This window comes from Streptomyces sp. NPDC085927, assembly GCF_044540975.1.
GTDB classification, from domain to species: Bacteria; Actinomycetota; Actinomycetes; order Streptomycetales; family Streptomycetaceae; genus Streptomyces; species Streptomyces hirsutus.
In genome coordinates, this window is record NZ_JBITSN010000009.1 from 1 (window position 1) to 23,516 (window position 23,516).

Consider the following 23,516-nt stretch of genomic DNA (forward strand, 5'->3'; position numbering starts at 1 on the left):
CCCCGCGCGGCGCGGGGCCCCCGCCGCCGGGGCGGCCGGCCGGCCCCGCGCGGCCCGAGCGGCCCGAGCGGCCCGAGCGGCCCGAGCGGCCCGAGCGGCCCGAGCGGCCCGAGCGGCCCGAGCGGCCCGAGCGGCCCGAGCGGCCCGAGCGGCCCGAGCGGTCCGGCCGGTCCGTCCGGACCGGCCGGTCCGTCCGGACCGGCCGGTCCGTCCGGACCGGCAAGGTCGCCGTACGCGTCCGTCCGCTACAGCCGCGGGTCGACGGGCTCCGACTCCAGGGCCAGGACGCCGAAGACCGCCTCGTGCACCCGCCACAGCGGCTCGCCCTCGGCGAGGCGGTCCAGGGCCTCCAGGCCGAGGGCGTACTCGCGGATCGCCAGGGACCGCTTGTGGCCGAGTGAGCGGCCGCGCAGCCGGGCCAGGTTGTCGGGGCGCGTGTACTCGGGGCCGTAGATGATCCGCAGGTACTCGCGGCCCCGGCACTTGATGCCGGGCTGCACCAGGCGGCCCCGCGGGTCGCGGACCAGGGCGCCGACCGGCTTGACGACCATGCCCTCGCCGCCGCGCCCGGTCATCTCCAGCCACCAGTCGACGCCCGCCCGCACCGACTCGGGGTCGGCGGGGTCGACGTACAGACGCCGGGTGGTCTGCAGCAGGCCCGTGGTGTCGTGCTCGATCATGCGGTCCAGCAGAGCGAGCTGCTCGCCGTGCGGCAGCCCGGCGAGGCTGCGGCCCTGGACCGCGAGGATCTGGAAGGGGGCCAGACGTACGCCGTCCAGCCGGTCGGTGGTCCAGCAGTAGCGGCGGTACGCCCGCGTGAACGCTTCGGCCGCACCGGCCCGTTCGCGCTGGCGCTCCAGCAGGTCCGCCACCTCGACGCCCCGGGCGGCGGCGCTCTCCAGGGCCGCCAGCGCGCCCGGGAACACCGCGCCACTGGCGGCGCCCACGGCGGCGTACTGGGAGCGCAGCAGCCCGGACGCCTTCAGCGACCACGGCATCAACTCGGCATCCAGCAGCAGCCATTCGGTCCCGAGGGTGTCCCACAACCCGGCGTCGGTGATCGCCGTGCGCAGCCGTCCGAGGATCTCCTCGGTGACCGCGGTGTCGTCGAAGAACGGGCGGCCGGTGCGGGTGCAGAGCGATCCGGCCGGGCCGTCCTCGACACCGAAGTGCTTGGCGGCCGCGTCCGCGTCCCGGCAGACCAGGGCGACCGCGCGCGAACCCATGTGCTTCTCCTCGCACACGACGCGCTCCACCCCGTCCTCCTTGTACTGGGCGAACGCCTCGGCCGGGTGCTCCAGGTAGCCGTCCAGGTGCGAGGCGGCCGTGGGGGCCATGGTCGGCGGGAGGTACGGCAGCAGGCGCGGGTCGATCGCGAAGCGGCTCATGACCTCCAGCGCGGCGGCCGCGTTCTCCTCGCGTACGGCCACCCGTCCGGCGTGCCGGGTCTCCACGGCCCGGCGGCCGTGCACGTCGGCGAGGTCCAGGGGCCGGCCGTCGTGCCCGCCGGGGGCCTCGGTGCGCAGCGGGCGGGCCGGCTCGTACCAGACCCGCTCGGCCGGTACGTCGACCAGTTCCCGCTCCGGCCAGCGCAGCGCGGTGAGCCTGCCGCCGAAGACGGCGCCGGTGTCCAGGCAGATGGTGTTGTTGAGCCAGGTGGCCTCCGGGACCGGGGTGTGGCCGTAGACGACGGCGGCACGGCCCCGGTAGTCCTCCGCCCACGGGTAACGCACCGGCAGGCCGAACTCGTCGGTCTCGCCGGTGGTGTCGCCGTACAGCGCGTGCGAGCGGACCCGGCCGGAGGTGCGGCCGTGGTACTTCTCCGGCAGACCGGCGTGACAGACCACGAGCCTGCCGCCGTCGAGGACGTAGTGGCTGACCAGGCCGTCGACGAACTCCCGTACCTCGGCGCGGAATTCCTCGCTCTCCCGGTCCATCTGCTCGATGGTCTCGGCGAGTCCGTGGGTGTGCTGGACCTTGCGGCCCCTGAGGTACCGGCCGAACTTGTTCTCGTGGTTGCCGGGGACGCACAGCGCGCTGCCCGACTTCACCATCGACATCACCCGGCGCAGCACGCCCGGACTGTCCGGGCCGCGGTCGACGAGGTCACCGACGAAGACCGCGGTGCGGCCCTCGGGGTGCACGCCGTCGGCATAGCCCAACGCGCCGAGCAGTGACTCCAGTTCGGTGGCACAGCCGTGGACGTCGCCGATGATGTCGAAGGGCCCGGTGAGGTGGGTGAGGTCGTTGTACCGCTTCTCGGTGACGACGGTGGCGTTCTCGACCTCCTCGACCCCGCGCAGGACGTGCACCTTGCGGAATCCCTCGCGCTCCAGGTGCCGCAGGGAGCGGCGGAGTTCGCGGATGTGCCGCTGGACGACCCGGCGGGGCAGGTCGGCGCGGTCGGCACGGGCCGCGTTGCGCTCGGCGCACACCTCCTCGGGCACGTCGAGCACGACGGCTATCGGCAGCACGTCGTACTGCCTGGCCAGCTCGATCAGCTGACGCCGGGCGTCCTGCTGGACGCTGGTGGCGTCGACGACGGTGCGGCGGCCCGCGGCCAGCCGCTTGCCCGCGATGTAGTGCAGGACGTCGAAGGCGTCCTTGGAGGCGCTCTGGTCGTTCTCGTCGTCGGCGACCAGGCCGCGGCAGAAGTCGGAGGAGATGACCTCGGTGGGCTTGAAGTGGCGTCGGGCGAAGGTGGACTTGCCCGAGCCGGAGGCGCCGATGAGCACGACGAGGGAGAGGTCGGTGACGGGCAGGGCCCGGCCGCGGCCCGGGTTCGGGCTCCGGCCCTCGTTCTCGCTGTCCCTGCCACTGGGCTGGGCGCCGGTGGTCCCGTTACTCATGCCGCCTTCGCCTCCTTCTTGTCCCCGGTCACGAACACGGCCATCTGGGTGGGCGGCCCGACCTCGGGGTCGTCCGGTCCCACGGGCACGAACTCGACGTCGTAGCCGTGCCGTTCGGCGACCCTGGCCGCCCAGGCGCGGAACTCCTCACGGGTCCACTCGAAGCGGTGGTCGCCGTGCCGGGCGTGCCCGGCCGGCAGGCTCTCCCAGCGCACGTTGTACTCGACGTTCGGTGTGGTCACGAGGACCGTGCGGGGGCGGGCCGCGCCGAACACGGCGTACTCCAGGGCGGGCAGCCTCGACAGGTCGAGGTGCTCGATCACCTCGCTGAGCACGGCCGCGTCGTACCCCTTGAGCCGCTTGTCGGTGTACGACAGCGAGCCCTGGAAGAGCTTCACCCGCGCCGCCTGCCGCTCCCCCATGCGGTCCAGCTTGAGCCGCCGGGAGGCGATGGTCAGCGCGCGCATCGACACGTCGACGCCGACGATCTCGGTGAAGGCCGGGTGCCGCAGCAGTTCCTGCACCAACTGGCCCTGCCCGCATCCGAGGTCGAGCACACGGGCGGCACCGGAGGCACCGAGCGCGGTGACGATCGCGTCCCTGCGCTGCACGGCGAGCGGGGTCAACCTCTCCTCGGACCCGGTGTCCGCCTCGACGGCGTTGTCGATCTCCTCGACGTCGCTGTCGTCCGCCTCGGCCAGCCGGACCAGCTCGAGCCGTTCCAGCGCCTGCCGGGTCAGCGACCAGCGGCGGGTGAGGTAACGGCTGATGATCAGCTTCTGCTCCGGGTGACCGGGCAGCCAGCCCTCGCCGGCCCGCAGCAGCTTGTCCACCTCGTCGGAGGAGACCCAGTAGTGCTTGGCGTCGTCGAGGACGGGGAGCAGCACGTAGAGGTGCCGCAGCGCCTGGGCGAGGGTGAGGGTGTCCGCCTCCAGGACGAGGCGGACGTACCGCGAGTCGCCCCACTCCGGGAACTCGGTGTCCAGGGCCACCGGATCGGCCGTGACCGTCCAGCCGAGCGGCTCGAAGAGCCGGCCGACCAGGGCGGGGCCGCCGCGCGCGGGCAGTGCGGGTATCTCGATGCGCAGCGGCAGCGGCTGCTCCGGCAGCTCCGGGCGGGCCTTGCACACGCCGCGCATCGCGCTGGAGAAGACGCCGCTGAGCGCGACGGCGAGCAGCGAGGACGCCGCGTACGGGCGGTCGTTGACGTACTGGGCGAGGGCGGCGTCGGGGGCGCCGCCGCGGCCCTTGCCCTTGCCCCGCCGGACCAGTGCCACCGCGTCCACCTCCAGCAGCAGCGCCGCCGTGCAGCGCTCGGCGTCCGCCTCGGGGTAGAGGACGTGCGCGGTGCCGTAGGAGGTGGAGAACGCCTGTGCGTTCTCGGGATGCTTGTGCAGCAGGAAACCGAGGTCGGTCGCAGGGCGCCCGGGGGCGCCGGTGGTACTGATCGTCAAGAACACGGTGGTTACCCCTCGAACACCTTCTGAGCTGCGGATACGCGCGGGATTTCGCGCATCACGCCAACGTACAGGGAGGAGGCGCCAACGCCGTGGGTATTTTCGGCCGGGGCGGGGGCCGAGGCCGAGGCGGGGCCGGGGGCAGCCGGACAGCCGGCCGCCCCCGCCCGGTTCGGCCGTTCCGGCCGGCCCGGCCGGTCCGGCTAACCCAGCTGGGACTGGACCTGGGAGGAGATCAGTTCCAGGTGGTCGAGGTCGGACAGGTCGAGGATCTGGAGGTAGATGCGCCGGGCTCCGATCTCGGCGTAGCGGCCGATCTTGTCGACGACCTCGGCGGGGGTGCCCGCCAGTCCGTTGGTCCGCAGTTCGTCGGGCTCGCGGCCGATCGCGGCGGCGCGGCGGGCGATCTCCTGCTCGTCCTTGCCGACGCAGGCGATCAACGCGTTGGAGTACACCAGGTCGCCCGGGTCGCGGCCGGCCTCCTGGGCGGCGGCGCGCACCCGGCCGAACTGGCGCTCGCTGTCCTCGAGGGAGGCGAACGGCATGTTGAACTCGTCCGCGTACCGCGCGGCGAGCCGGGGTGTACGGACGGCGCCGTGGCCGCCGATGAGCACCGGGACCTTGGACTGGGCCGGCTTGGGGAGCGCCGGTGACTGCGTGAGGTCGTAGTACGTGCCGTGGAAGTCGTAGGTCTGGCCGGTCTCCGTGGCCCACAGGCCGGTGACGATCTCCAGCTGCTCCTCCAGGCGGGCGAGCTTCTCCTTCGGGAAGGGGATGCCGTACGCCTTGTGCTCGTCCTCGAACCAGCCCGCGCCCAGGCCGAGTTCGACGCGGCCGCCGGACATCTGGTCCACCTGGGCGACCTGGATGGCGAGGACGCCGGGGAGGCGGAAGGTGCCCGCGGTCATCAGGGTGCCGAGCCGGATGCGCTTGGTCTCGCGGGCGAGACCGGCGAGGGTGATCCAGGCGTCGGTGGGGCCGGGCAGGCCGTCCACGGAGCCCATCTTGAGGTAGTGGTCGGAGCGGAAGAAGGCGTCGAAGCCGAGGTCCTCGGTGGCCTTGGCGACGGTGAGCAAGGTGTCGTAGGTGGCCCCCTGCTGGGGCTCGGTGAAGATACGGAGATCCATCCCCCCATCCTGCCTGCTCGGACCCGGTACGGTCCGGCCGGGCCGTACCTCCCGTGTCGTCGAGGGCGTTCGGGTGTGCGAAGTGTCCGGGGACGCTTCCGCTGCTGGTGCGCAGGACTGCCGGCGCCCTCACCTTCCTGCCTCCGGCGAGCGCGACCAGCGGGAACACCCGTCCTCGGCGGTAATGAGACGGATTCCGGCGGCTTGATCGGCTGCACCACGAGAAGGGACACCGTCCGGCCGGGCAGGTCCCCCGGAAGGAAGACAACCGCCGTCCGTACCGATCGGAGTTCGCCGCCCACCGGCGTTTGGCGGAACGCGTTCCACTCGGCGGGTTCAGTCTCCGCCGCGGTCAGCCGTGTACCCCGCCGATCGGAATGGCTTGCCCAGCCCGTAGACGCGGAGGGCATTGCGGTGGAACACCGCGTTCTTCTCACCTGGGTGGAGTGCCTCCGTGAGCGTGTCGGCGATGTCGACGACCGCCGTGCAGTCCGCCCGCAGGGTGCAGACGGGCCAGTCGGATCCGAACATCAGCCGCTGTGGGCCGAAGGCGTCCAGGGCGGTCTCGGCATAGGGGCGGAGATCCTCGATCCGCCAGGTGCCGGGGGCGGCTTCGGTGACCAGGCCGGAGAGCTTGCAGACGGTGTTGGGCAGAGCGGCCAGGCGGCGCAGGTCTGCGGCCCACGGCTCGAGCGCGCCGGTGGCGATCGGGGGTTTGCCGAGGTGGTCGAGGACGAAGGTCAGTCCTGGGAGCAGGGCTGCCGCGTCGGTCGCCGCGGCCAGTTGGTGCGGCTTGACGACGAGGTCGTAGACGAGCCCGGCCGCGGCGACAGCGGCCAGCCCTCGCTGTACGTCCGGGCGTAGCAGCCAGCACGGGTCCGGTTCGTCCTGGACCTGGTGGCGGATGCCGGCCAGCCGGTCGCCGCCGGGCCGTTCACGCAGGGTGGCGATCGCGTCGGCGACGTCCGGGGCGGTGAGGTCGGTCCATCCGACGACCCCCGCGATCAGGTCGCTGCCTGCGGCCAGGGCGAGCAGTTCGGGTGTCTCCTCGGGTACGCAGACGGTCTGGACGACGACCGTGCCGGTCACTCCCGCCGCTCGCGCCTCGGTGGCGAGGTCCGCGGCCGAGAAGGAGCGGGCGAGCGGGGCGAGGGCCTTCCCCGTGATCCACGGCTGGGGCCGGGCGGTGAGGTCCCAGACGTGGTGGTGCGCGTCGATGATCCGCCGTCCGGTCACAGCTCCCACACCACCGGAAGTCCCGCCTCGGTGCCCGCCTCGGAGTAGTCGTGGACGACGTCGAGGAGGTCGGCCATCCGCGCCTGCCAGGCGATGTTGACCGGAAGGCTCTCCAGTTCGGCGAGCAGACGGGCGTAGTCCTCGCACTCCAGCAGGTGGAACAGTTCGCATCCGCTGCGCCAGATGGTCCACGAGCTGACGCCGGCGGCTCGGATGGCGCTGGTCAGCTCGGTGGGCACCTCACGGTGTGCGGCCTCGTACGGGGCGATCCGGTCCTCGCGTACTCGGGTGTGCAGGGCGATTCTCATGACTGCTCCGGGTGGGGGCGGGTTCGACGACGACGTTCAGGGTGCGGGGGTCGGGACGTCCGGCGGGAGCAGTCCGTGTTCCTTGAGCTCCGCCCACAGCGCCTGGGGAACGGGCCGGTGGAGGGCGGCTGCGGAATCCTCCGCCTCGGCGGCGCTGCGGGTCCCGACCAGGACGCTCGCGACGGCCGGATGCCCGAACGGGAAGCGCAGAGCCGCGGCACGCAGCGGCACTCCGTGCCGCTCGCAGACCCTCTGGAGGTCGAGGGCGCGTGCCACGAGGTCATGGGGTGCGGTGGCGTAGTCGAACGTGGCACCGGGACGCGGGTCCGCGAGGAGACCGGAGTTGAAGACTCCGCCGATCACGACGCCCACGCCGCGGTCGGCCGCGAGGGGCAGCAGTTCACCGAGTCCCCCCTGGTCGAGCAGGGTGTAGCGGCCGGCCAGGAGGACGGCGTCGATGTCGGTCTCGCGGATGAAGCGCGTCAGCGGCCCGGTCCGGTTCATGCCGACGCCGATCGCGCCGAGCACGCCTTCCGCGCGCAGCCGTTCCAGCTCCGGATACGTCTCCTCCAGCGCCTGCTCGATGTGGTCGTCCGGATCGTGCACGTAGGCGATGTCGATGCGGTCGAGGCCGAGGCGTTCGAGGCTCTCGGTGAGGGAGCGGCGTACACCCTCGGCGCTGAAGTCCCGGACGCGGCGGTGGGTGGCGGGGACGGCGAAGCCGGCCGCGAGGTCGGTTCCGCCGGTGTCCGCGGGTTCGAGCAGCCGGCCGACCTTGGTCGACAGGGTGTACTCGTTTCGGGGGCAGTGGCGAAGGGCGGCGCCCAGGCGCCGTTCGGACAGGCCGAGGCCGTAGTGCGGGGCGGTGTCGAAGTACCGTACGCCCGCGTCCCAGGCGGCGGTCACGGCTCGGTCGGCCTGCTGGTCGGTGACCGGGGTGAAGAGGTTCCCGATGGCGGCCGCGCCGAAGGAGAGTTCGCTGACCCGTACCGCGCTGCCGCCGAGCCGGTTCTGGCGCAGGGTCACGGCGTGGGCTCCGGTCGCAGGCGCAGGCCCGCCATGCCGCCGTCGACCGCGAGGGCGGTGCCGGTGGTGCTGCCGGCGGCCGGGGAGACGAGGTAGGCAATGGCGGCGGCCACCTCCTGGGCGGTGACCAGGCGGCCGGTGGGCTGGCGCCCGTCGAGCGCGGCACGTTCGGCGGCCGGGTCGTCGGCCGCGTGCAGCAGCCGCCCGACCCATGGGGTGTCGACGGTGCCGGGGTTGACGCAGTTGACCCGGATTCCCTCGCGGACGTGGTCGGCGGCCATGGCCAGGGTGAGCGAGAGCACGGCGCCCTTGCTCGCCGAGTAGAGGGCGCGCTGGGGCAGTCCGGCGGTGGCGGCGACGGAGCAGGTGTTGACCACTGCGGCAGAGGCCGAGTCGCGCAGGTACGGAAGGGCGGCCCGGGTGGTGCGGACGATGCCGAGGACGTTGACGTCGAGCACGTGGTGCCACTGCTCGTCGGGGTTGTCCACGACCGTTCCGGCGGCGCCGATACCGGCGTTGTTGACCAGGATGTCGATGCCGCCGAGCGCCCGGGCCGCCGCTTCGACGGCGGTACGGACGGAGTCGTCGTCGGTGACGTCGGCGGTCAGTCCGCGCAGCGGGGCGCTCACTTCGCTCGGGTCGAGGTCGAGGACGGCGACGTCCGCGCCGCGTGCGCTCAGCAACTGGGCGGTGGCCAGTCCGATACCGGAGGCGCCTCCGGTGACCAGGGCGGTGAGTCCGGCGAGTTCGGTCTTCATGCGTGGACCTGCGCTTCCCTCGTGTCTGTGTCCGTGACCGTCGTGTCCGTGTCCGTCGTGACTGCGCCGGCCTCGGCCAGGGCCGCGTCGGCCGCCCAGAACGCTCCGTCCGGGTAGCGGTAGGTGTCGAGGGTGGACTGGTGCATGGTGGCGGAGAAGCCGGGCGAGGTGGGTGCCCGGTAGTGCCCGTCGGTGATCACGACCGGATCGATGAAGTGCTGGTGGAGGTGGTCGACGTACTCGATCACGCGGTCCTGGGTGGTGCCGGTGAGGGCCACGTAGTCGAACATCGACAGGTGCTGGACCAGTTCGCACAGTCCGACTCCGCCGGCGTGCGGGCACACCGGCACGCCGAACTTGGCGGCCAGCAGCAGGATGGCGAGGTTCTCGTTGACGCCTGCCACCCGGGCGGAGTCCAGCTGGAGGACGTCGATGGCCTCGGCCTGGAGGAGTTGCTTGAAGACGATGCGGTTGTGGACGTGTTCGCCGGTGGCGACCTTGACGGGGTGGACACCGCGCCGGATGGCGGCGTGTCCGAGGACGTCGTCGGGGCTGGTGGGCTCCTCGATCCAGTACGGGTCGAACTCGGCGAGGGCCTTCGTCCATTCGACGGCCTCGTCGACGTTCCACCGCTGGTTGGCGTCGACGGCCATCCGGATGTCCGGTCCCACGGCCTTGCGCGCGGCGCGGCAGCGGCGGATGTCGTCCTGCAGGTCGGCGCCGACCTTGAGCTTGATCTGGGTGAAACCCTCGGCGACGGCCTGTTCGGCGAGGCGGGTGAGCTTCTCGTCGGAGTAGCCCAGCCAGCCCGGGGACGTGGTGTAGGCGGGGTAGCCGCGGCGCAGCAGCTCGGCGGCCCGGCCGGCGGCGCCCTGCCTGCCCCCGCTCAGCAGTTCCAGGGCTTCGCCCGGGGTCAGGGCGTCGGTGAGGTAGCGGAAGTCGATCTGGGAGACCAGCCATGCGGGGTCGGCGTCGGCGAGCAGCCGCCACAGCGGTTTGCCCTCGCGTTTGGCCGCCAGATCCCAGACCGCGTTGACGACCGCGCCGATGGCCATGTGCATCACGCCCTTCTCCGGCCCGAGCCAGCGCAGCTGGCTGTCACCGATCAGGTCGCGGTACAGGGAACCGGGATCGGCGCACAGTCCGGCGACCGGACGTCCGACGATGTGCTCGGACAACGCGTTGATCGCGGCGACCTGGACGTCGTTGCCGCGGCCGATGGTGAAGGTGAAACCGTGGCCCTCGTGGCACCCTTCCGGGGTCCGCAGGACGACGTAGGCGGCGGAGTAGTCGGGGTCGGGATTCATCGCGTCGGACCCGTCCAGTTCCCGTGAGGTCGGGAAGCGGACGTCGTAGGTGTCGACGGCGGTGATCCGCGCGGTGGTTGCGGACAACTCGGTGCCTTTCACGCGTTGATGAGCGTCTGGCGCTGGGTGCCGAGCCCGTCGATGGACAGCTCGACCACATCGCCTGCGCGCAGGTACGGGGTGCCGGGCAGGCCGAGGGCCACACCGGCCGGAGTACCGGTGTTGATGACGTCGCCGGGGCGCAGCACCATGTACTGGCTCAGATACCAGACGAGGTACGCGACGTCGAAGATCATGTTCTTGGTGTCGCCGTCCTGGCGGACCTCGCCGTTGACGGACAGACGCAGCCCGAGGGCCTGCGGGTCGCCCGCCTCGTCAGGGGTCACCAGCCAGGGGCCCAGCGGGTTGAAGGTCTCGCAGGACTTGCCGAGGTCCCACTGCGCGGAGTACTCGAGCTGGAACTCCCGCTCGGAGACGTCGTTGCTGATCGCGTAGCCGGCGATGTGACCGGCGGCCTCGGCGGGGCTCGCCAGGTAACGGGCCTGGGTGCCGATGACGACGGCGAGTTCGACCTCCCAGTCGGTCTTCACCGAGCCACGGGGGATCCGTACCGGGTCGTACGGGCCCACGACGGTGGAGGCGTCCTTCATGAAGACCACCGGCCGTTCGGGGACGGCCGCGCCCGTCTCCTCGGCGTGGTCCCGGTAGTTGAGCCCCACGCACACCACCTTGCCCGGCCGGCTGACGGGAGCGCCGATCCGCCTTCCCTCCACCTCCAGGCGCGGCAGTGTCCCCGCGGCCAGTGCCTCCCTGACCCGGTCGACTCCGCCGGAGGCGAGGAACGCCACGTCGACATCAGCGGTGACATCCGTTATCCCGAACACCGTGCCGTCCCCGTCGAGGACCGCCGGAATCTCCGCCCCCGGCTCCCCGACCCGCAGCAGCTTCATGTCCTTCTCCCGTCGTCACTCCGGAGCCCCAGAGATTCATCGATCAATACATCGGATGACTCAACAGAGCTCTGACCATACGAGCGACCACCGGCCCACCGCAAGCGAGACCTTGACACCGTGCACCATTCATTGCTTCGATCTCCCCATATGGGCAGTTCAGCAGGGAGATCACTGCCGTCGACGATCCGCGGGCGAGGTTCCCGCAGCACAGTCCGGGCTCCACCCGAACCTCCGGGGCGGGCCGCCCTTCGACTCATGCGACCGCAGATCCCCCATCAGTCGTCCGATGACTGATGACGTCATCACGAACCGGTCCTTCGGGCACACGGGCCGGGCCTCCCCGGACCGGTATCCCGAGGGGGTCCTCCCGCATCCTCCACGCCCGTGCCGCGGCACGGTTCCCACCGGCCTCACCGAGGTATCGGAGCCACCGCCCGCGCACAGGCGATCGTGCCGACGGCGCCACCGTCGGCGATTCCGCTCCGGCACGGCCCGCGGGAGCCGGTCGGCGGCGCGGCGGGCGCCGGAGCCGGTCCGGGTCATGTCGGACAGCGGCCGTGGATCTCCGCCCGCCGCCTGTGCCGCGTGGGCCGGCGACGGCGTCCGGACCGGGCGGCGCTGCCCCGCGGAGTGCCGTCGGCGACGCTCCCCGCCGTAGGCCGGCACGTCGGAGCACGGCGGTCGCCGCTTCGGGGAACGCCCCGGACGGAGCTGTTCGTCACGCTGCCGGAGGACCGCGTCCCGGTGCAGGCCGGCTCTCGTGCCGACCGCACCGCGACGAGGAGGGGCGGCAGTCCGCGCACGACACGTGTGACGGTCACGGCGCGTTCAAGGCGCGGGTGAGACCGGTGCCTTGAACGCGCCCGTGCCATCAGGCCGATCGGGGTCACCGCCCGGCCGTCGCGCGGGTCCACGGGGCGATCCCCGCGGCCCGGCGGCTCCGCATGACGTTCCGTGCGCCTGCCGGTCAGCCGAGTTGCCACCAGAAGAGCTCACCCGTGCCGCCGCCCATGTACTTGCGCAACTCGTACGTGCCGTTGCCCTTGGCGGTGAGGGCGGGGGTGACGACCTGGTTGGTGGCGGCGTTGAGCATGCGCAGTTGGTCGGGGCGGACCGAGCCGTCGGAGAGGTCGAAGGTGAGGATGACGTTCTGTGCCGTGTCGGCGCTGGAGCCTCCGGTCCCGTGCTCGTCGGTCTTGACGGTGTTGGGCACGGCCATCCCGTTGACCACCATGAACACCGGGGTCGCGGGGTCGGTGAAGATTCCGGCCGCCTCTGCCGCCGACATGTCGGGGATCGGCCTGAAGGTACCGACGAGGACGTCCCCCGGCAGTCCGCCGTTGGCGCCGCCGACGTTTTCCGAGCTGATCGTGGACAGCCGGGTGTCCGGGTCGAGGGAGGGTGTGAAGACGTCGAGCCACGGCTGGGTGTTGTACCCGCCGGAATTGCGCCCCAGGGCGATGAACGCCTTCTTGCTGTGCAGCCGGCTCAGGTACGGCGAGAACGCCTTCATGCGCCGGTTGAGGGTGACGTACCGCTCTGCCTGCACGGTGGGCGTGCTGTTCGCGTCCTTGCGCACCAGCAGCGAGGTCGGGTGCGCGTCCTTCTCCCAGCGGAAAAGGTTGAGCCACTTGCCGCCCAGCGCCCAGGTGACATAGCTGACGATGGACTGCTCCGACTCGGAGACGACGTACTGACCGCCCTCCTGTGACGGGGCGTCGCCCGAGCGGAAGCCCATCGTGTACTGGCCGAAGGCGATGGGACTGGTGAAGGCCTGGTCGTTGCCTCCCATCGCCAGCCGACGGTAGCGGGACGTGCTGTTGTAGAGACCCGTGACGCTGCCGCCCGCGTAGGACGACCGCATCGAGAAGTTGTACTCGTCGTAGGTCAGCAGGTCGGGCCCGACCCTCGCCATGTAGTTCTTGATCTGCGTGTCGTTCCACTGGTTCACGTACTGGTTGGTGTGCATCAGGGCGTCGGGGGCCTCCTGGCGCAGCTTGGCGGTGAGCTGTACGAGCCAGTCCACCAGCTGGTCGGAGTAGTTCTCCTCGTCGCCGAAGCACATGGTGAACAGGTCGTCGGTACGGGTGCGCTGGTCCGCCGTGAGGACGGGCTTGGTGAGGTCGGGCGGATTCTGTGCGTTGAGGTGCTGGCCGGCCGGGCCCTTGGCTGCCGCCCAGGTGTATCCGGGGAGCCCGGCCAGCAGCGCACTGTCCCACAGGGGCGTGTCGTAGAAGGTGGGCGTGGTGAAGCCGCTGTCCTTGAACCGCTGAGGGCTGGGCTGCCAGCGGTTGTCGATGCTCTGGGCCACCCAGGCACAGTGCACCAGGCCTCTGCGGATGAAGGCGGCATCCACCCGGGACAGCTGGGTGGCCGCGGCGGCTGCGGCGGCGGGAGCGGAGAGGGGTCCGCCCAGGCTCAGCCCCGCGGTGGCGGCGGCCCCGAGGCCGGCGGCGCGGAGAAGGGTGCGTCGGCTCACCGTCGAGGAGTTGTGGTCCCTGCGATCGCGCATGGCGTTTTCCTTCCGGACGGGCTGTAAGGACAGCGCACGGCCGCACCGGGCCCTCGTGTTGCCGGACGACGAGGTCGAGACGGGACGAGGTGCGACCTTCGACGGCTCCCTGACGCATGGGGCGCCGCGACGCCGGCACACCTGACGAGGGTCTGCGGCGGCAGTCGGAGCACGTCGATGACCGATGATGAGTCATCGGATGACTGACGGTCAATACACTCGTCGCATTTCGTCAAACCCTCCCTCGACCTGGCTGGGAGACCTATCCCCTCATGGGCGAGGGGATGATTCATCCGATGAGTCGACGGGTATCCGGGCTTTCCGGGTCGCTCCGACCACTGCGGCACACCACGGGTGACGGCAGGAGAGACCTACGCCTGTGCTGCCCGAGGACCTCGCAGCGGCTCCGGCGCGAGCAACGCCGAGCCGCGCACCACCGCCGTGGACGGCAGCACGGAGGTGACGGGCGCGGAATCGAGCGGGGACCGGGAACCGGAGGAGCTCAGATGATCGACGAGGGTGTCGACCGCCGTCGCCGCCAGATCCCGCAGCGGCCAGTGCACGGTGGTCAGTTCACTGTGGCTGAATCCGCTGAGGTCGTAGCCGCCGAACCCGACGATCGACATCTCGTCGGGTACGGCAAGGCCGATGCCGGCGCAGGCCTGCAGCGCGCCGAGGGCCAGCAGGTCGTCGGCGCAGAACAGAGCCCCGAGATCACGGTGACGCGCCAGGGCCCCACGGGTCGCGGACAGACCGGCGTCCGGCAGCCAGGACTCCGCCTCGATCAACTCGACGCGGCCGGGGAAGAGTTCTTTGGCGACGTCGAGGCGCTCGGTGCGGTACACCGGTCCGACGAGCACGCCCAGTCTCCGGTCGTCACCGATCCGCAGACGTGACAGTACGTCCCGCACGCCGGGCCGCTCGTCCGCGTGCACGTGCGCGATGCCGGGCCGCTCCTCGGACGGTGAGTCGAGCGACATCCAGACGACCGGTACATCCATGTCGACGAGGCGCTGACCGGCCAGAGCGTTGCGTGGCGAATACTCACAGACCACTCCCGCCAGGTCCACGTCGGCCAGCATCTGGTCGACGTAGGCGGTGTCCTCCCCGTGCTCCGGCTGGACCACCGGGAACAGGAAGCGCTCGCGCCGCTGGGCCTGGACGATCGCGGCGGTGAGCACGTCGTAGACGACCGGTACGTACGGCGAGGGCGGCAACGCCGCGAGCAGCAGACCGAGCGTGTGGGAGCGGCCGCCGCGCAGGGCCCGCGCCGACGCCTGGGGGACGTACTGCAGTTGCAGGGCGGCGGCACGGACCCGCTCCACCGTCGCGGGGGACATCCTGAGCGCCTCCGCACGGCCGTTGAGGACGTTGGAGACGGTGGTCGGTGCTACCCCGGCGAGTCGGGCTACGTCACTGCGTGATGCGCGGGCCATGGGCGCAAGTCTGGCACAGCGCACAAGGGCCGGACGGCATCGAAAACGCCTCCACAATGTCCAGAAAACCCCTGGCAAACTCGTGATAGGTTGCGCCGCATCCCACCCTGGCCCCGAAGTCCCCCCGTGATCGACGCACGCTCCGGCGCCGGCCAGGGCCCACCGTTGGAGGATCTTGATGCCGAGACGGCTTCCGTCCGGGACGCCCGCCGCTCCCCCGGCCCCGACCGGTCCGGTCACGTATCTCACGTCCACCGCACCGGGCGCCGGATCGCGCACCGCCCCGGTGGCGGCGGTGACCAGTGATGCCGGACGCATCGATCTGGGCGGCCGGTGGAGGTTCCGCTACTCGCCCGTCGCGGCGAGCCCGCACGCCGTCGAGGATCCGGCACTGGACGACGGGGACTGGGACGAGATCACCGTGCCGGGCCACTGGGTGCTTCCGCCCGACGGGCGGTACAGCAGGCCGAGCTACACCAATGTGGTCTACCCGTTCCCGCTGGATCCGCCACACGTCCCGGACGCCAACCCGACCGGAGACCACCGTCGCTGGACGGACGTGCCCGCCCACTGGCTGGACGGCGGCCGGGTGCTGCTGCGTACCGACGGGATCGAGTCGATGGCCCGCATCTGGGTCAACGGCCACGAGGTCGGGTTGCGTACCGGCTCGCGGCTCGTCCAGGACTTCGACGTGACGGACTTCCTGGTCGCCGGCCGGAATCTGGTCTCGATGCGGGTGCACCAGTGGTCCGCCGGCAGCTACTTGGAGGACCAGGACCAGTGGTGGCTCCCGGGCGTCTTCCGTGAGGTGCGGCTGCTGCGGCGGCCCGTCGGCTGCGTCGACGACGTCTGGGTGCGGGCCGGTTACGACCACCACAGCGGCCACGGGCACCTGGAGGTCGACCTGCGGGCCGCGCCCGCCGCCTGGCCGGTACGTCTGAGCGTGCCGGAACTGGACGTGGATCTGACGTGGCACTCGCCGGCGGACGTCGCTCCGGTGGAGGTCGGCGCGGTACGGCCCTGGTCCGCCGAGGATCCCGTGCTCCACGACGTCGTGGTGGCCGCGCGCGGCGAGACGGTCCGGCTGCGCACGGGGTTCCGCACGGTGGACATCACCGACGGGGTGCTGCGGGCCAACGGGCGTGCGATCACGTTGCGCGGCATGAACCGGCACGAGATCGACACCGAGGAAGGACGCGTCTTCGACGAGGACCGGGCCAGGGCCGATCTGGCACTGATGAAGCGGCACAACGTCGACGCCATCCGCACCGCCCACTACCCGCCGCACCCCCGGCTGCTCGACCTGGCCGACGAAATGGGCTTCTGGGTGATGCTGGAATGCGACCTGGAGACGCACGGTTTCGAGATCGACCGGTGGCGGCGCAATCCGTGCGACGACCCGGCCTGGCGGGACAACCTGCTCGACCGGGCGCGACGCATGGTGGAGCGGGACAAGAACCATCCCAGCGTGATCTGCTGGTCCCTGGGCAACGAGTGCGGCACCGGTGAGAACCTCGCGGCCATGGCGCGCTGGATCAAGGAGCGGGACCCCTCCCGGCCGGTGCACTACGAAGGCGACCACGCCGCCGAGTACACCCAGGTGTACGGCCGCATGTATCCGGCGATCGAGGAGATCCAGGCGTTCCTCGCCGAGGACGGGCCGATCGCCGTACCGCACCATCCGGCCGCCGCGGTCACTCCCGAACAGGCCGAGCGGGCCCGCGCTCTGCCGTACCTGCTGGTCGAGTACCTCCACGCGATGGGAACCGGCCCGGGCGGTGCGCGCGACTACACCGAGCTGATCGACTCCACGCCCCGGATCGCCGGCGGGTTCGTGTGGGAGTGGCGCGACCACACACTCCGCGCCGAGACACCGGACGGGCAGCCCTTCCAGGCGTACGGCGGCGACTTCGGTGAACGTCTGCACGACGGGACGTTCCTCGCCGACGGCATGGTACGGGCGGACGGCACCCCCACCTCCGGGCTGACCGACTGGGCCCGTCTGGTCGCACCGGTGAAGGCGGAGTGGACCCGCGGCCAGGACATCGTGGTCGACTCGCGCCGCCGGTTCACCACCACCGAGGACCTTTCGGTGGGCTGGCGCCTGGAGACCGAGGAGGGTCTCGTCGCCGAAGGCGTGCTGCCCTGCGGACCGCTTCCGCCGGACCGGCGCAGCGTACTGAGGTGCCCGGAGGAACTGCGGACGGCGCTGGCGTCCGTCGAACCCGGCCGGCCCGAGGTCTGGCTCACCCTCACCGTGCGGGCCGCGACGGCCACGGCCTGGTGCGATGCCGGGCATGTGTTCCACCGGTGGCAGGGGCGCCCCCGCACCGTCACCGGCGTCACGGCCCGTCCGGCGACCCCGTCCGGCACCGGACGCACGACCGGGGTGGTGCCGGTCGCCGACGGCGGCGCCCTGCGCCTCGGCGACGTGACGTTCGATCCACGCACCGGCGACCCCGCACACATCGGAGACCTGCCCCTGCTCGCCTTCGGACTCGAGCTGTGGCGTGCCCCCACCGACAACGACCTCGGGCACGGACCACTGGACTACGAGGAGCACGACCCCGCGACGACCGGCGGGGCAGGAGCCGGCGTCCGTGGCCCCTCCGCGGCGGACCGGTGGCGCGAGCGCGGGCTGGACCGGCTGGAACGCCGCACCGTCGAGGTCTCACCGTCGCCGTCAGGACTGCTCGCCGTCTCCCGGTGGGCGCCGGCGGCGCTGCCCTGGGGCGTGACGGCGCGACTGCTCTGGTCGGCCGAAAAGGGCGGCGTCCGCTGCGCGATCACCCTCGACCCGTACGGTCCGTGGCACGGCACGTGGCCCCGCGCGGGCCTCCACCTCGCCCTGCCGCCCGGGCCGTGGAGAGCGAGCTGGTTCGGCCTCGGGCCGGGCGAGTCGTACCCCGACATGCGGGCCGGCGTGACGATGGGCACCTACGCGGCGGACCTGCACGACTTCGTCGAGCCGCAGGCGCGGCCCCAGGAGGGCGGCCACAGGTCGGAGCTGCGCACCCTGCGCCTCGATGCCGGTGACGTCCGTCCCGGCCTCGGCATACGTGTGGTGGAGGGCGCCGTGGGCTTCTCGCTGCGTCCGTGGAGCGCGCACCAGTTGACCGGCGTGGCCCATCCGTTCGAGCTCCCTGCGTCCTCGGCGGCACACCTGTACCTCGACCTGGCCCAGCACGGGCTGGGCAGCCGTTCCTGCGGTCCCGACGTACGCCCCGCCCACGCGCTGCGCCCGCGCCCCCTGCGAGCCGTCATCGATTTCGCAACGACGCCCGGATTCATCCGATGAAGCTCTTGCAAACTCGTGATAGCCGAGGGTCTAATACCGATAAGCCCCCTCACACATCCGATCTATCGTGAAACGGCGGGTAGACCTCGGGAAGCGCGGAGCGAATCCGGTGCCGTCCGCGAGGCACGACCATCCCGGAGGCAATTCCGATGAACAGTGTTCCCAGACATCGCCGGCCCCTGCTGCTGACGGTGAGCATGGTCAGCGCGATCGCTCTGACGGCCGGGTGCGGACTCGGCGGCGGCCCGGGCACCGACTCCACGCAGAGCGGTGGCATACCCAAGCCCCAGGTCGACTGCGACGTGCCCGACAGGAACGTCGACGACAAGCCGGTGGACACCTCCGAGCTCTCCGGTGAGATCCGGTTCGCGACCAGCTCCCTGAAGAAGGACTTCGGCGGATTCTTCAACCCGCTGATCGAGAGGTTCGAGAAGGAGCACCCCGGGGTCGAGGTCAAGTGGGAGGACACCCCGACCGCGGACGACGTCGACGCCCGGATGGTCAACGACGCGCAGACCTGTGTCATGGCCGATGTCGTCAACGTCGCCAGTTCCACGGTCATGGCGCTGACCAAGGCCAACATGCTGATGGACCTGGACGTGAAGGCGCCCGGCTCGGGCAAGGACTTCCTGCCGGACGTGTGGAACGAGCTCGACTTCGGCGCTCAGGGCCACCACACCGTGTACCCCTGGTACTGGGGGCCCCTGATCACGACGTACAACAAGGACATCTTCGCCAAGGCCGGCCTCGACCCGGAGAAGCCGCCGAAGGACTGGGACGAGCTCGTCGCGTACAGCAAGAAGATCGCCAAGTCGTCCGACGGCAAGTACCAGGCGCAGTGGGGCAACGCCGAATGGACGTTCGTCGACGAATGGGTCGGCCTCGGTGTGCAGATGATGACCCCGGACAACAAGAAGTTCACGTTCGCCGATGACGAGAAGTCACAGAAGTGGCTGTCCGACATGGCGGACCTCTACAAGGCGGGCGCCATCCCCAAGGATTCGGTGACCGGGCAGCCCGACCCGAGCCAGGCCTACAGCGCGGGCACGCTCGCCTTCGGCAGCCCCAACGCGTCGTTCCTGCGCAACGTCAAGCAGAACGCCCCCGCCCTCTACCCGAAGACCGGAGTCGGGCCCCACCTGCTCTCTCCGGGCGGTTCGGTCCTGTTCGGCGGGCAGTACATCGGCGTGTCCGCCACCACGAAGAACGCTCCGCTGGCCATGGCGTTCGCCCAGTACGTGACCAACGCCGAGAACCAGCTCGCCTGGTCCAAGGACCCGGGGGTCGTCATCTTCCCCTCGTCGGCCACCGCGCTCGACGACGAGTTCTTCGACACCCGCGCGGGCAGCGACCCCTTCGAGCAGGCGCGGGCCGTCGCGGTGGACGCGGCCAGGCAGGGCAAGGTCGTCGTCGGACAGTTCTACGTCACCGGCAAGATCAACAGCGTGATCAACGAGAACATGCAGAAGGCCATCATCGGCGAGATGGACCCGAAGAAGGCCCTCGCCGACGCGCAGGCAGAAGCCAACACCCTGCTGGAACGACTGAACTGACACCTCTTCGCGGGGCGGTGGGCACACCAGGCGGCCGCCCCGCGACGTCCGCCCGTCAGAACCACCCGGGCCGCCCCTGCGGCCCATTCACGAAGAGGCAGCCCGGTCATGGCACGCGCCGTCACATCTCCCGGTGGAGCAGCCCGATTCCGCGCATGGTGGGTGCCGTACCTGTGGTGCCTCCCGCCGGTCGCGGCGGTCGTCGCGTTCTACATCTATCCCTTCTTCAACACGGTGCTGCTGAGCTTCACCGACGCACGCCCGCTCGGCGGCGCCGGAGCGTTCGTGGGCCTGCAGAACTACCGCGACCTGCTGCAGGACGAGGCGTTCTACTCGGCGCTGCTCAACTCGGTCGTGTACGCCGTGTGCGTCGTCCCCGTCCTCACCTTCGTCCCCCTCCTGCTCGCCCTGCTGGTCAAGGAGCACATCCCGGGCATCGGGATCTTCCGCTCCCTGTACTACCTGCCGGCCGTCGCCTCCGTCGTCGTCGTGGCGCTCTCCTGGTCCTACCTGCTCAAGGACGACGGTCTGATCAACGCCCTGCTCAAGGACACCGGCCTGGTGCAGAGTTCCGTGCCGTTCCTCACCGGGCACTGGTGGGTGCTCACCTCGGCGATGCTCATCACCATCTGGAAGGGTCTGCCCTACTACATGATCCTCTACCTGGCCGCGCTGGCGAACGTGGACCGTTCCCTGTACGAGGCGGCCGAGATGGACGGGGCCGGCGCGTTCCGCAGGTTCTTCCACATCACGCTGCCCGGTGTGCGCCTGATGATGAACCTCGTCGCCGTGCTGGTCATGATCGGCTCCATGAAGGTCTTCAGCGAGGTCTTCCTGCTCACCAACGGCACCGGCGGCATCGGCGGCGAGTCGTCGACGCTCACCATGTACATCCGCAACGTCGGCATCGCCGACAGCACCTACGGCTCCCTCGGTCTCGGCAGCGCCGCATCGGTGGTGCTCTTCGTCCTCACGGTCGGTCTGATCCTGTTGAGCCAGCGCATCAACCGAAAGGCGGAGCAGCAGTGACGACGCTCCTGGAGAAGCAGCCGGCCGGGACGGACGTCCCCGAGGCACCGCCGCGTACCCGCAACAAGCGGCGCGCCCGCACGCTCGCGTGGCGCTACGCCTGCCTGGTGCTCGTGCTGTTCCTCCTGATCGGCCCGCTCGTGGTGCCGCTGCTCGGCGCCTTCAAGGGCCCCGGCGAGGCCATGTTCGGGCCGAACGCCACCGTGTTCCCGCAGGATTTCAGCCTCGGCGCGTTCCGGGAGCTGTTCGAGCAGACCGACATCCTGCTCGCGTTCGGGAACTCCCTCTTCGTCTGCGCGCTCATCGTGGCCAGCCGTCTGGTCCTGTCGGCGATGGGCGGGTACATCCTGTCCCGCCGCGGCTGGAGAGGGCGCGGCCTGGTCACACTGATCGTGCTGTCGGCCCTGATCTTCCCCTTCGAGTCCATCATGGTGTCGCTGTTCGCGCAGGTGCGTGACCTCGGCTACTACAACAGTCTCATCGGCGTGTGGCTGCCCCTGATGCTGGAGGCGTTCCACATCCTGCTGATGCGCAGCGCCTTCCTCGCCGTCCCGGACGAGATGGAGAACGCGGCGCTGCTCGACGGCGCGAACGAGTGGCAGCGGTTCTGGCACATCTTCCTGCCGCAGGCCCGGGGCTCACTGGTGATCGTCGGACTGACCTCGTTCATCTTCGCGTGGGAGGACTACCTGTGGCCGGTCGTCGTGCTGCGCGACGACAGCAAGTTCACGCTCATGCTCTCCATCACCCAGTTGCAGAGCGCCTTCGGGTTCGACTACCGGGTGGTGCTGGCCGGCTCCATCGTGGCCGTCCTGCCCGTACTGATCATCTTCTTCCTGGCCCAGAAGTACTTCTTCCGGGGCATCGAAGAGGGAGGAATGAAGTTCTGATGACGCGACCAGCGACCCCGTCCGGTGACGGGCAGGCCGACTTCACACCTGACACGCTGGAGGCGGCCGGTGCGCTCACGGACACTCCGGACCCCGGGTACCAGTGGCCAAAGGACGAGCGCACCCTCGCGGCCCTGGAACACTGGCGCGATCTCAAGGTCGGCGTCATCATCCACTGGGGCATCTACAGCGCCATCGGCCAGGGCGGCTCCTGGTCCCTGCACCGCGAGCGCCTCGGCGAGTTCACCGATCCGCCGGCCGGCTGGTCGGGCACCGACGCCGAATACCACACCTGGTACTCCGACCAGGCCCGGACCTTCCGCGGGGAGGACTACCAGCCCGCCGCATGGGCGCGGATGTGCGCCGAAGCCGGTCTGCGCTACCTCGTCTTCACCGCCAAACACCACGACGGGTTCGCCCTCTACGACACGGACCAGTCGAACTTCAAGTCCACCGCCGAGGACTGCGGACTCGGACGTGACATCGTCGCCGAGACCTTCGAGGCGTTCCGTGCCGAGGGCCTGGAGACCGGCGTCTACTTCTCCAAGGCCGACTGGAACCACCCCGGCTACTGGGACCGGGCCCGCCCGGTCCGCGACAGGTTCCACAACTACGACATCACCGAGAAGCCGGCCAAGTGGCGCTCGTTCGTCGAGTACACCCACCGGCAGATCGAGGAACTCCTCACCCGCTACGGCCGGATGAACGTCCTGTGGCTGGATGCGGGATGGGTCAAGGAACCCGAGGAACCGATCGGCATCGACTCCCTCGCCGAACGCGCCCGTGAGCTGCAGCCGGACATCCTCGTCGTCGACCGCGAGGTCCACGGCCCGAACGAGAACTACCGCACCCCCGAGCAGGAACTTCCCGACGAGCGGCTCGACCACCCGTGGGAGTCCTGCATCACCATGACCCGGACCTGGTGCTCGGAGGGCCCCGACGACCCCGCCAAGCCGATCACCGACATCGTCGCCACGCTCGTGCGGATCGTCGCCCGGGGCGGCAACTACCTCATCGGCGTCGGTCCCGACGCCGCCGGACGCATCTCCCGCCATGTCGTCGAGCGGATGCGCGAACTCGGAGACGTCCTCGGCGCCATCGGCCACGCGGTCTACGGATCCCGGCCGGCCGATCCCGGCCTCACGGCGGACGGCTCCCTGGAGTGGCACCTCACGTCACCGGCCGGCCGCCCCGGCATCGTCCACGCGATCGGGCTCTACCCGGACGGCACCGCCGCCCCCAGCACCCTGCGCGTCACCGGAAACGGACACGACATCACCCTGGACGTCCCTGCGGGACCGAACCCACACGCCGTCGCGGTCCGGGTCCCGCTCGACACCGCCTGAGCACGACACAGCCCCTCAGTTCAGGAGCCCGCCCGCCCGGCCCGGCGTCGGCTCACCGACCACCTCGGCGAGTCGACGCCGGATCCGCAGGCCAGGACGCCCTCACCCCTCCCGGTGACCGCTTCCCCGGCACCGGTCCGGTGACCCGTGTCGACGGACGGGCACTCATCGCCGGTCGCCCGAGGCTCAGCGGCAGCGTCCCCCAGTCGTCCTACCAAAGCCGGACCCGTCGGTGGATCCCGGTCTCCCACCGCGCATCCGGTGCACACCGCCGGAGCGGGTCCGGTGCCTGGCCCAGCGCGGTCGCCGACAGGATTCGGCCATCGGCTCGCGCGGCGACCGGCGTGAGGCGTGCGGTGCCGGCCTGTGGGAGTATTCCGCTCCTGAGGGGCTGCATTCGTCGCCCAACACGTCCTCGGAAGACTCGCTGA

General features: G+C 70.9%; 16 protein-coding genes. 5 read left to right on the forward strand and 11 right to left on the reverse strand.

The window, feature by feature from the left end:
- Positions 1–245 precede the first annotated feature (245 nt).
- From ACIF80_RS22965 to ACIF80_RS23015, 11 genes are all read right to left on the reverse strand, one after another.
- Complete coding sequence (locus tag ACIF80_RS22965; protein ID WP_399807579.1) at positions 246–2,849, reverse strand: polynucleotide kinase-phosphatase; 2,604 nt, start codon at positions 2,847–2,849, stop codon at positions 246–248.
- Positions 2,846–4,309, reverse strand: a complete 1,464-nt coding sequence (locus ACIF80_RS22970) for a 3' terminal RNA ribose 2'-O-methyltransferase Hen1 (protein WP_399807581.1) — start codon at positions 4,307–4,309, stop codon at positions 2,846–2,848. Before ACIF80_RS22970 ends, ACIF80_RS22965 begins: the two co-directional genes overlap by 4 nt.
- A gap of 200 nt (positions 4,310–4,509) precedes the next feature.
- Positions 4,510–5,433: an LLM class F420-dependent oxidoreductase gene (locus ACIF80_RS22975; RefSeq protein ID WP_399807584.1), complete on the reverse strand. Its 924-nt coding sequence runs from the start codon at positions 5,431–5,433 to the stop codon at positions 4,510–4,512.
- A gap of 336 nt (positions 5,434–5,769) precedes the next feature.
- Positions 5,770–6,678 carry an amidohydrolase family protein gene (locus ACIF80_RS22980; protein WP_399807586.1) on the reverse strand — a complete coding sequence of 303 codons (909 nt, stop codon included), beginning with the start codon at positions 6,676–6,678 and terminating at the stop codon, positions 5,770–5,772.
- The gene (locus ACIF80_RS22985; protein WP_399807589.1) at positions 6,666–6,977 is read right to left on the reverse strand and encodes an L-rhamnose mutarotase; all 312 of its coding nucleotides are present in this window, start codon (positions 6,975–6,977) and stop codon (positions 6,666–6,668) included. Before ACIF80_RS22985 ends, ACIF80_RS22980 begins: the two co-directional genes overlap by 13 nt.
- A gap of 36 nt (positions 6,978–7,013) precedes the next feature.
- Positions 7,014–7,997, reverse strand: coding sequence for an aldo/keto reductase (locus ACIF80_RS22990; RefSeq protein ID WP_399808230.1), 984 nt, complete (start codon positions 7,995–7,997; stop codon positions 7,014–7,016).
- Between the two features lie 2 nt (positions 7,998–7,999).
- On the reverse strand, positions 8,000–8,761 hold the full coding sequence (locus ACIF80_RS22995) for an SDR family NAD(P)-dependent oxidoreductase (RefSeq protein WP_399807590.1): 762 nt from the start codon (positions 8,759–8,761) through the stop codon (positions 8,000–8,002).
- Positions 8,758–10,155: an L-fuconate dehydratase gene (locus ACIF80_RS23000; RefSeq protein ID WP_399807593.1), complete on the reverse strand. Its 1,398-nt coding sequence runs from the start codon at positions 10,153–10,155 to the stop codon at positions 8,758–8,760. Before ACIF80_RS23000 ends, ACIF80_RS22995 begins: the two co-directional genes overlap by 4 nt.
- A gap of 11 nt (positions 10,156–10,166) precedes the next feature.
- The gene (locus ACIF80_RS23005; protein ID WP_399807595.1) at positions 10,167–11,018 is read right to left on the reverse strand and encodes a fumarylacetoacetate hydrolase family protein; all 852 of its coding nucleotides are present in this window, start codon (positions 11,016–11,018) and stop codon (positions 10,167–10,169) included.
- A gap of 970 nt (positions 11,019–11,988) precedes the next feature.
- Complete coding sequence (locus tag ACIF80_RS23010) at positions 11,989–13,533, reverse strand: hypothetical protein (RefSeq protein WP_399807598.1); 1,545 nt, start codon at positions 13,531–13,533, stop codon at positions 11,989–11,991.
- Positions 13,534–13,904: 371 nt separating this feature from the next.
- Positions 13,905–14,969, reverse strand: coding sequence for a LacI family DNA-binding transcriptional regulator (locus ACIF80_RS23015; RefSeq protein ID WP_399807601.1), 1,065 nt, complete (start codon positions 14,967–14,969; stop codon positions 13,905–13,907).
- 178 nt (positions 14,970–15,147) lie between these two features.
- On the opposite strand from ACIF80_RS23015, the gene ACIF80_RS23020 reads away from it, so the two are divergent.
- The 5 genes from ACIF80_RS23020 (at position 15,148) to ACIF80_RS23040 (ending at position 23,085) form a co-directional block, all read left to right on the forward strand.
- Positions 15,148–18,267, forward strand: coding sequence for a glycoside hydrolase family 2 TIM barrel-domain containing protein (locus ACIF80_RS23020; protein WP_399807604.1), 3,120 nt, complete (start codon positions 15,148–15,150; stop codon positions 18,265–18,267).
- A 149-nt stretch (positions 18,268–18,416) separates the two neighbouring features.
- Positions 18,417–19,820, forward strand: a complete 1,404-nt coding sequence (locus ACIF80_RS23025) for an ABC transporter substrate-binding protein (protein ID WP_399807606.1) — start codon at positions 18,417–18,419, stop codon at positions 19,818–19,820.
- 108 nt (positions 19,821–19,928) lie between these two features.
- Positions 19,929–20,849: a carbohydrate ABC transporter permease gene (locus tag ACIF80_RS23030; RefSeq protein WP_399807609.1), complete on the forward strand. Its 921-nt coding sequence runs from the start codon at positions 19,929–19,931 to the stop codon at positions 20,847–20,849.
- The gene (locus ACIF80_RS23035) at positions 20,846–21,739 is read left to right on the forward strand and encodes a carbohydrate ABC transporter permease (protein WP_399807612.1); all 894 of its coding nucleotides are present in this window, start codon (positions 20,846–20,848) and stop codon (positions 21,737–21,739) included. The genes ACIF80_RS23030 and ACIF80_RS23035 overlap by 4 nt, the downstream gene beginning before the upstream one ends.
- Entirely contained in the window at positions 21,739–23,085 is a 1,347-nt protein-coding gene (locus ACIF80_RS23040) for an alpha-L-fucosidase (protein WP_399807614.1), read from the forward strand. The genes ACIF80_RS23035 and ACIF80_RS23040 overlap by 1 nt, the downstream gene beginning before the upstream one ends.
- Positions 23,086–23,516: the final 431 nt, after the last annotated feature.

Coding starts and splice junctions, on each gene's coding strand:
- ACIF80_RS22965 (WP_399807579.1), bottom strand. CDS start 2,849: ATGAGTAACGGGACCACCGGCGCCCAGCCCAGTGGCAGGGACAGCGAG.
- ACIF80_RS22975 (WP_399807584.1), bottom strand. CDS start 5,433: ATGGATCTCCGTATCTTCACCGAGCCCCAGCAGGGGGCCACCTACGAC.
- ACIF80_RS22985 (WP_399807589.1), bottom strand. CDS start 6,977: ATGAGAATCGCCCTGCACACCCGAGTACGCGAGGACCGGATCGCCCCG.
- ACIF80_RS22995 (WP_399807590.1), bottom strand. CDS start 8,761: ATGAAGACCGAACTCGCCGGACTCACCGCCCTGGTCACCGGAGGCGCC.
- ACIF80_RS23005 (WP_399807595.1), bottom strand. CDS start 11,018: ATGAAGCTGCTGCGGGTCGGGGAGCCGGGGGCGGAGATTCCGGCGGTC.
- ACIF80_RS23010 (WP_399807598.1), bottom strand. CDS start 13,533: ATGCGCGATCGCAGGGACCACAACTCCTCGACGGTGAGCCGACGCACC.
- ACIF80_RS23015 (WP_399807601.1), bottom strand. CDS start 14,969: ATGGCCCGCGCATCACGCAGTGACGTAGCCCGACTCGCCGGGGTAGCA.
- ACIF80_RS23020 (WP_399807604.1), top strand. CDS start 15,148: ATGCCGAGACGGCTTCCGTCCGGGACGCCCGCCGCTCCCCCGGCCCCG.
- ACIF80_RS23025 (WP_399807606.1), top strand. CDS start 18,417: ATGAACAGTGTTCCCAGACATCGCCGGCCCCTGCTGCTGACGGTGAGC.
- ACIF80_RS23030 (WP_399807609.1), top strand. CDS start 19,929: ATGGCACGCGCCGTCACATCTCCCGGTGGAGCAGCCCGATTCCGCGCA.
- ACIF80_RS23040 (WP_399807614.1), top strand. CDS start 21,739: ATGACGCGACCAGCGACCCCGTCCGGTGACGGGCAGGCCGACTTCACA.